Origin of the sequence: Mesorhizobium sp. M7A.F.Ca.MR.362.00.0.0, from assembly GCF_004023175.1 — a bacterium.
Lineage (GTDB): Bacteria > Pseudomonadota > Alphaproteobacteria > Rhizobiales > Rhizobiaceae > Mesorhizobium.
In genome coordinates this window covers 1-1050 of record NZ_RZTF01000791.1, presented here as the reverse complement: position 1 = coordinate 1050, position 1050 = coordinate 1, and the positions used below count along the sequence as shown (strand labels likewise).

General features: G+C 65.5%; 1 protein-coding gene. It reads left to right on the top strand.

Annotated elements, in window-relative coordinates:
• Positions 1 to 1050 (top strand): RNB domain-containing ribonuclease (locus EOC06_RS37710; RefSeq protein WP_245470448.1); only part of this gene is annotated, 1050 nt, incomplete at both ends.

Below are 1050 nucleotides of genomic sequence, written 5' to 3'. Positions count from 1 at the left end.
GTGACGAAATCCTGCGCTACATCGCCGAAAATCCCGATCGCGCCGGCAAACGCGACATCGCCAAGGCGTTCGCACTGCGCGGCGACGACCGCATCTGGCTGAAGGATATTTTGCGCGACTTGCAGGACGAAGGCGTCCTCACCAAGGAGCGCAAGGGGCTGGCTCGCGTCGGTGCCCTGCCCCATGTCACGGTCCTCGATATTTTCGACCGCGATGCCGATGGCGTGCTCTTGGCCCGTCCTACCGAACACACGGCCAATGGGCCGCCGCCCATCGTCTCCATCCGCCTGTCGCGCAGTGGCAGTGGACCGGCGCCCGGCATTGGCGACCGCGTGCTGGCCAAGACCTTTCCGGCCGACGACACGAACGTCGCCCTGGGCGGCCCCGCCTACACCGGGCGGGTGGTGAAGATTTTCGAAAAACGTACCGATGCCGTGCTCGGTGTCTTTCGCATCTTGCAGGACGGCACCTTCCGCATCGAGCCGGTGGAACGGCGCCAGCCCGAACTGATCGTCGACAAGGAATTCCAGAACGGCGCCAAGAACGGTGACCTGGTGGAGGTCGAGCCGGCGCGGGCTTCCCGCTATGGGCTGCCGAGGGCCAAGGTGCTCAACGTGCTGGGCTCTCTGACCAGCGAAAAGGCGGTCTCGATGATCGCCATCCACGCGCACGACATTCCGCATATCTTCCCGGCCGACGTCATCGCAGAATCCGAAGCGGTCAAGCCGGCGACGCTGGATCACCGCGAGGATTGGCGCGACCTGCCGTTGATCACCATCGATCCGGCCGACGCCAAGGACCATGACGACGCCGTCTTCGCCACGCCGGATCTCGACGAGAAGAACCCCGGCGGCGTGGTTGCCACTGTCGCAATCGCCGACGTCGCCGCCTATGTGCGCTACGGCACGGCGCTCGACCGCGAAGCATTGAAGCGCGGCAATTCGGTCTATTTCCCGGATCGCGTCGTGCCGATGCTGCCCGAGCGCATCTCCAACGATCTCTGCTCGCTGCGCGAGGGCCAGGACCGTCCGGCGCTCGCCGTGCGCATGG